Origin of the sequence: Clostridium sp. HGF2 (genome assembly GCF_964240115.1) — a bacterium.
Classification (GTDB): Bacteria; Bacillota_I; Bacilli_A; order Erysipelotrichales; family Erysipelotrichaceae; genus Clostridium_AQ; species Clostridium_AQ innocuum.
Genome location: NZ_CAXSSO010000011.1, coordinates 119,967 through 126,085, shown reverse-complemented (window position 1 = coordinate 126,085; position 6,119 = coordinate 119,967). Strand labels below are relative to the sequence as shown.

Annotated in this window: 5 protein-coding genes; all 5 read right to left on the bottom strand. The window is 41.0% G+C overall.

The window, feature by feature from the left end:
• Nucleotides 1-1,222: 1,222 nt before the first annotated feature.
• Nucleotides 1,223-3,265, bottom strand: a complete 2,043-nt coding sequence (locus ACESPQ_RS17400; protein WP_373144608.1) for an ABC transporter permease — start codon at nucleotides 3,263-3,265, stop codon at nucleotides 1,223-1,225.
• Nucleotides 3,255-4,022, bottom strand: coding sequence for an ABC transporter ATP-binding protein (locus tag ACESPQ_RS17395; RefSeq protein WP_044908055.1), 768 nt, complete (start codon nucleotides 4,020-4,022; stop codon nucleotides 3,255-3,257). Before ACESPQ_RS17395 ends, ACESPQ_RS17400 begins: the two co-directional genes overlap by 11 nt.
• Nucleotides 4,019-4,225, bottom strand: a complete 207-nt coding sequence (locus ACESPQ_RS17390; RefSeq protein ID WP_002607167.1) for a hypothetical protein — start codon at nucleotides 4,223-4,225, stop codon at nucleotides 4,019-4,021. Before ACESPQ_RS17390 ends, ACESPQ_RS17395 begins: the two co-directional genes overlap by 4 nt.
• A 164-nt stretch (nucleotides 4,226-4,389) precedes the next feature.
• A complete protein-coding gene (locus ACESPQ_RS17385; protein WP_002607168.1) occupies nucleotides 4,390-5,403 on the bottom strand; it encodes a sensor histidine kinase in 1,014 nt (337 codons plus the stop codon).
• Nucleotides 5,393-6,067, bottom strand: coding sequence for a response regulator transcription factor (locus tag ACESPQ_RS17380; RefSeq protein ID WP_002607169.1), 675 nt, complete (start codon nucleotides 6,065-6,067; stop codon nucleotides 5,393-5,395). The genes ACESPQ_RS17385 and ACESPQ_RS17380 overlap by 11 nt, the downstream gene beginning before the upstream one ends.
• Nucleotides 6,068-6,119 lie beyond the last annotated feature (52 nt).

The window sequence follows — 6,119 nt, the reverse complement described above, 5'->3', positions numbered from 1 at the left end:
AGTTAAGCATATCAGCGGCGACAATATCTGGACTGGCTCCAGTGAAGATAGCACGCTGCCAGGTAATCTGACTCATCTTACGATGGGTCTTTTTTTGTTTGGAATTTCTTTGTTGCTATAAGCGTCAGGTATCAGGAATGCATAGCATACCAGTAATGATAATTCATGATGTAAAATCAGATGACTGATAAGAAAAAAACACACGCTACCTGAAGCAAAAAGGAAGTGCAAAATTATGCATGATAAAAGGTGATGAAAAAGAACAAAACTGGGAGGTTGTCATAAAACGGTTTAGTATTGCCAGCCAAGGATATCTGTAAATGAATTCTGCAGTAAGCATAACGTAACAGTGACAGAGCTCCAGTCTCATTATAAACAGGATAAGCCTGCAGGAGTTGGAGAAATCGTAGAAGTCAAACCATACAGGAAGATGAAAGGAAGCATTCTTCTTCTTGATACCAACGGTGTTCGTAACAAGGGCACTCCGGTTCCGGATAAGCAGTTCCTTAAGGAAATCAACGCAATGCTGCTCTAATATTGGTAAGCGGTTTGAACTCAGCGCAGATAAAAGAAATGGAAGCAGTTATCTTAATCGGATTCCTTCCTATAATGGTTGATGGATACCGCTGTGAAGCGAAGAGGAAATAAAGCCTGAACTCACAGAATTTACTTCTTCTTTCTTAGTCTTTTACAAGGACGATCCAATGCGTGTAGGAAGTCCTTCATCATATGGTATCTGTCTTTATCATGTTATACGATTTCTGTAAATCGCATATACACAACTGACAAAATATTGTAGTTCGCATATTTAATAATTTACAAATTCAGTATACAGTAGTCGTTCTTCTCATCTTATTTTTTAATTATTTTCAGTAGAAGCTTTAATGGTTTATGCTTTTGATTCTTCAATTAACTTGGTACTCACTTAAATGTTACCGAAGGGATAACAGCTCTAATGGCTCCAATACAAAGGCAATGACAAGCATGACTCTTGTATATGTGAAATATAATGAGATACCATGTATATCTATACCGCATATATACTCAGAATGGACTGTTTCTGTGCTAAATCGCAAGTCCTGCTGATTGCAAGCTGCGTGCTGTGAAATGTGGCAGAGTGTATGAAGAAGCGTTCGGATATTACAGTTTGCAGATTTTCTGCTGTTTAATGGAGATTGAGGTTGTAAATAAAAAGCTCTGTTTTTTATGCAGAGCTTTCATTTTAGGATTTCAATATGTTTTTATACCCGGCATACGTTACCAGGAAATATGAGCCATAAATGACCAGGATGATAGCAGCTGTGAAGAAGGATGACATCATAATATCTCCCCGGCCGAACATTGTCACCAGTGTGTTTACCATCTTGATTCCTACAACACTATGCACAACGGCAAGTGCCAGCGGCATCATAAAGTAAATGGCGATCTGTAATAATATAGAGCGATTGATCATACGCTGCTCCGTTCCGATTTTATTCAAAATCAGATAGCGCTTTTTATTATCATTGGCCTGAGACAGCTGCTGCAATGCAAGAATTACTGCACTGGCAATCATAAAGACGGTTCCCAGATAAATTCCAATGTACGTAAAGGTTACAGCCATTCCCTTATTCATATCATAAACATCCTGCTTGGTGGCACGCATAAAGGAAGGGAATACATCTTCATTAGGTGACTCTTCATATAGCTTGTCACGCTGCTGATCAAAATATTTATCAAACTTTTCACAGCTTGTTTTACTTGAAAGATCAATATTCCAGTAGATCTCATTGATTTCCGCATTGCTAGGTATGGCGGCATCTGGTACAACCATGGCAAGCATATAACCATTCATGCTGCTGTTTGTTCCTAGAGAAATCGTCTCATAGGAATCGTTGGCAACACGAACTTTATTATGAAATACAGTAACCTCAGGCTTGGCATCCAGAATATCATTTACCGCGGGAGAAAGTGTTTCAACAGAAGTATAGAGATATATTTCATTATTCTTGAGCTTGACTGGTTCGTATCCAAGTCGTTTTCTAACTGTGTTATATGAGGACAACGGTATAGCAATAACAGACTCCTTTCCATTATCCTCTATCAACTGGCGGCCTGTCTTATCTGATATATGAGCCATCAGGTTTTTATCACTAACCTTTAACTCAGAAGTGTAGGTAGTCAGGATGCTTTGTGATTTTATATAGGAAGGATCAATCTGTAAGCGCGGTATTACATCCGGTAGAAGAAGGTCTCCATCGTTCTTTTTTGTACCATTTGGATAATACCCATATTCCGCGATGATTGTATAATCATATGGAGTATTATTTTTAATGGATTTATTCATAGTGTTATTCAAGCTTAACCCGGTGGATAAGGCACCAATACTTAAAAGCAGCATAATACACACAATGCTCATAGAGATGAAGTTCGTATTGATGTTGGAATTGATCTGACGCAGTATAAAGCAATTCAGATTTTTGAAGTAAATTCCCTTGCTTGATTTTACGACTGTAAGCAGGAAGCCGGCAAGCGAAAGGAAGAAAAGTACAGTACCGATACTTCCAACCAGTATGATGGTGCCAAGGGAATTGAACGCCATGATGCCGTTATCAAGAGCCTGATAGTAAGCCCAGCTCAGACATCCGATGGAGATTGCAAATAGAAGCAGAGACATCCAGACCTTCTTTATTTTTAAATCATCATTTCTTCGATCGGCATTCAGCAGGTCAATCAGCTTATAGCGGTTCAATACCATGGTATTGAATATCATCGTGATAAAGAAGATCATAGAGAAGGAGAATACGGTCATGATCGTTGCCGAAGGGGAGAACACGAAGTGATAATCAAGAGACACAGCAAACAAATTTGCCGTTACGGCAGTCAGAACCTGTGAGACGATCAGTCCCAAGATCATTCCGGATATAAGAGAGATGATGCCGATGGTCAATGTTTCGTATACCAGTACTCTGGAAATTTTCCCTCTCGGCATACCCAGCATCGTATATAGACCGAGCTCTTTTTTTCGTCTTCGAATCAGAAAGTTATTTGCATACAAAATTAAAAATGCGAGAACAACTGCCACAAAGATTGAAACCAATCGCATGAGCAGTGTCAGCTGATCCACAATCATAAGCTGTGAATCATTCAGCTTCATAACCGCTTGTTGGGATTGAAAGGAATTGAATGTATAGAATAGACATACGGAGAAGGTCAGGGTCAGGAAGTAGACAAGGAAGTCCTTAAAACTCTTCTTGACATTGCGCAGGGCCAGTTTAAAGTACATTGCTCGTGTCACCTCCCAGCAGGGTCACAACCTCCATGATCTGGTTGAAGAAATCCTTACGGGAGCTTTCACCACGTACAATCTCATTGAATATTTTTCCATCCTTTATAAACAGAATACGGTGCGCATAGGACGCGGTGAAGGCATCGTGTGTTACCATCATAATCGTTGCATTGTATTCGATATTCAAGCGCTCCATGGAATCCAGCAGCATGCGGCTTGACTTGGAATCCAGTGCGCCGGTTGGCTCATCCGCCAGAATCAGACTCGGATTTGTAATCAATGCTCTCGCTGACGCCACACGCTGTTTCTGACCACCGGACATCTGATACGGATACTTCTGCAGTACATCCGTTATGTCCAGTTTTTTTGCGACACTTTCAATACGTTTTCCAATCTGTGACGGCTTTACCTTCTGAATCGTAAGAGCTAGTGCAATATTTTCATAGGCAGTCAAAGTATCCAGCAGGTTGAAATCCTGGAATATGAAGCCCAGCTCTTTCCGGCGGAAGCTGCTCAAATCATTTTTCTTCAGCTTTGTAATATCCTTGCCATTGATATAAATGTGACCGCTGGTGACATTGTCAATGGTGGAAATGCAATTCAGCAGGGTTGTCTTACCGGAACCGCTGGGTCCCATAACACCGATGAATTCACCTTCATCTACAGAAAAGCTGATATTGTCAACAGCCTTTGTGATATTGCTTCGGTTTCCGTAATACTTTTCAATATTTTCTACAGTTAATATGGTTTTCATAAAATTCCTCCTCTGTTTGTTTTATCTTTCATACGTTCACTGATATTGGACAGCTTCAGCAGCAGGACGCTTACCAGAAACAGAATCAGCATACAGCTGTATATTCCTTCACTGAGAAAGGTTGGAAAGAGTAGATTGATGACAAGCAGAATCCCCATCATCACAATTCCGATTTCAAATGCATAGGCCCATATCCGTTTCATGGGATCACCTCCTGTATACCTGTATTGTACAGGAGCTGTGGTATATGCGCCATGGATAACGATTACATTATGCTTACAAACTTGTAAGCTTCTTCGTAAGAAAAGCAGGGAGGATTCCCTGCTCAACAGCATCAACAACAATAAGAGCAATGCATACAGTCTTTTTATTTCAGAAGCATAAGCTTGGAAATCGGGAAATCAAGGATAATTGTCGTTCCCTGTCCCTGTACACTTTCCGCACGAATTCCCAGATACAGCTTATTACAAAGTGTTTTGCATAAATACAGGCCCATGCCAGTCGCTTTTTCATTCAATCTGCCATTGGTTCCCGTGAAGCCCTTTTCAAAGATTCTGCCCAGCTCGCTGGAGGATATACCGCTTCCGTTGTCCTGAATATGAAGAGAAATCATATTATCAGTGGATGTGGTCCATATATGAATGGTTCCAACTTCCTTCGGCGTATATTTCAGGGCATTGGAAATAATCTGGTCGAGGATGAATTCCAGCCATTTGCTGTCACTGTAAACGGACAACTCCAGATCATCCAGCTGAATTTTTATTTTCTGATAAATAAAGCTCTTGGAATGCTTGCGAATGACCTTTGATACGCATTCCTGCAGGGAAAGCTCCTTGATAATATAATCCTTTTCAGGATTCGTACTGCGCGCATAAAAGAGTGCCTGTTCCACAAAGCCCTCAACCTTTTCAATTTCCTCCTGCAGACTCAGTGTCACTTCACTGGGATTGTTGGAGATAATCAGCTTGCTGGCAGCGAGCGGTGTTTTGATTTCATGAACCCACATTTCAATATAATCCTTGTACTCATTCTGTGATATCCGATAGCGGTTCACATTATCTGCCATGGATTTATCCACAATGCGCAGGGTTTCATATAGAATTTTGCCGTCCATAAACAGCGGCTCATCAATGATTTCTGTCAACAGGTATTTCTGATCCAGGCCGTCCAATGTCTGTTCCAGGCGGTGATAATAGGTGGAACGCCGCAGATATTCAATGATCAGACAGGCAAGCACCATCCCCCATTGCAGCAGAGAGATGATGAGAATGACCTGTCCGTTAACCTGAATGGCATATAGAAACAGAATCGTGATAATACTTGTCAGAAAGGAAATCATAATCAGATACAGCTTTTCCCGAATAAATTCATTAGTCCTCATATATGATGTATCCCATACCGCGCTTTGTCTGAATCAGATCATCCAGCCGCAGATACTCCAGCTTTTTACGCAGCCGGTTGATATTGACGGTCAGGGTATTGTCATCGACAAACAGATCACAGTCCCACATATGCTGCATCAGCTCGTTGCGGGAAACGATCTTGTTTTTATTTTGAAACAGACAATGCATGATCCGTAATTCGTTCTTGGTCAGATCAATGCTGTTTCCCTTCCAGGTTAATGTACTTTTCGATATATCCAGTGCAATATCATGAATGGTCAGTATATTGCTGCTGGCATGCTCATAGGTGCGCTGCAGCACCCGGGCGATGCGGGCAAGCAGAATCTGCAGATTGTAGGGCTTGGTCACAAAGTCATCAGCTCCCAGGTTCATACTGATCAGCTCATCCATATCGGAATCTCTGCTTGTCACAATAATAATAGGCATATCACTGCTTTTGCGCACCTCCCGACAGATAAAATGACCATCCACAACTGGAAGATTCAAATCCAGTAAAAGCAGATCCGGCTGCTCCTTATGAATGATATCCAGGGTATGCTCAAAATCATCCGGCCCCAGAGCTTCATAGCCGTTTTTACCAAGAAAATCACAAAGCTCGTTTCTAATTTTTTCGTTATCTTCAATAATCATAATACGATACATGATTGTTCACCTCTTCTGTATTCTTCTTATAGCTTACCATAAGCGAAAGAAA

Coding starts and splice junctions, on each gene's coding strand:
- ACESPQ_RS17385 (WP_002607168.1), bottom strand. CDS start 5,403: ATGAGGACTAATGAATTTATTCGGGAAAAGCTGTATCTGATTATGATT.
- ACESPQ_RS17400 (WP_373144608.1), bottom strand. CDS start 3,265: ATGTACTTTAAACTGGCCCTGCGCAATGTCAAGAAGAGTTTTAAGGAC.
- ACESPQ_RS17390 (WP_002607167.1), bottom strand. CDS start 4,225: ATGAAACGGATATGGGCCTATGCATTTGAAATCGGAATTGTGATGATG.
- ACESPQ_RS17380 (WP_002607169.1), bottom strand. CDS start 6,067: ATGTATCGTATTATGATTATTGAAGATAACGAAAAAATTAGAAACGAG.
- ACESPQ_RS17395 (WP_044908055.1), bottom strand. CDS start 4,022: ATGAAAACCATATTAACTGTAGAAAATATTGAAAAGTATTACGGAAAC.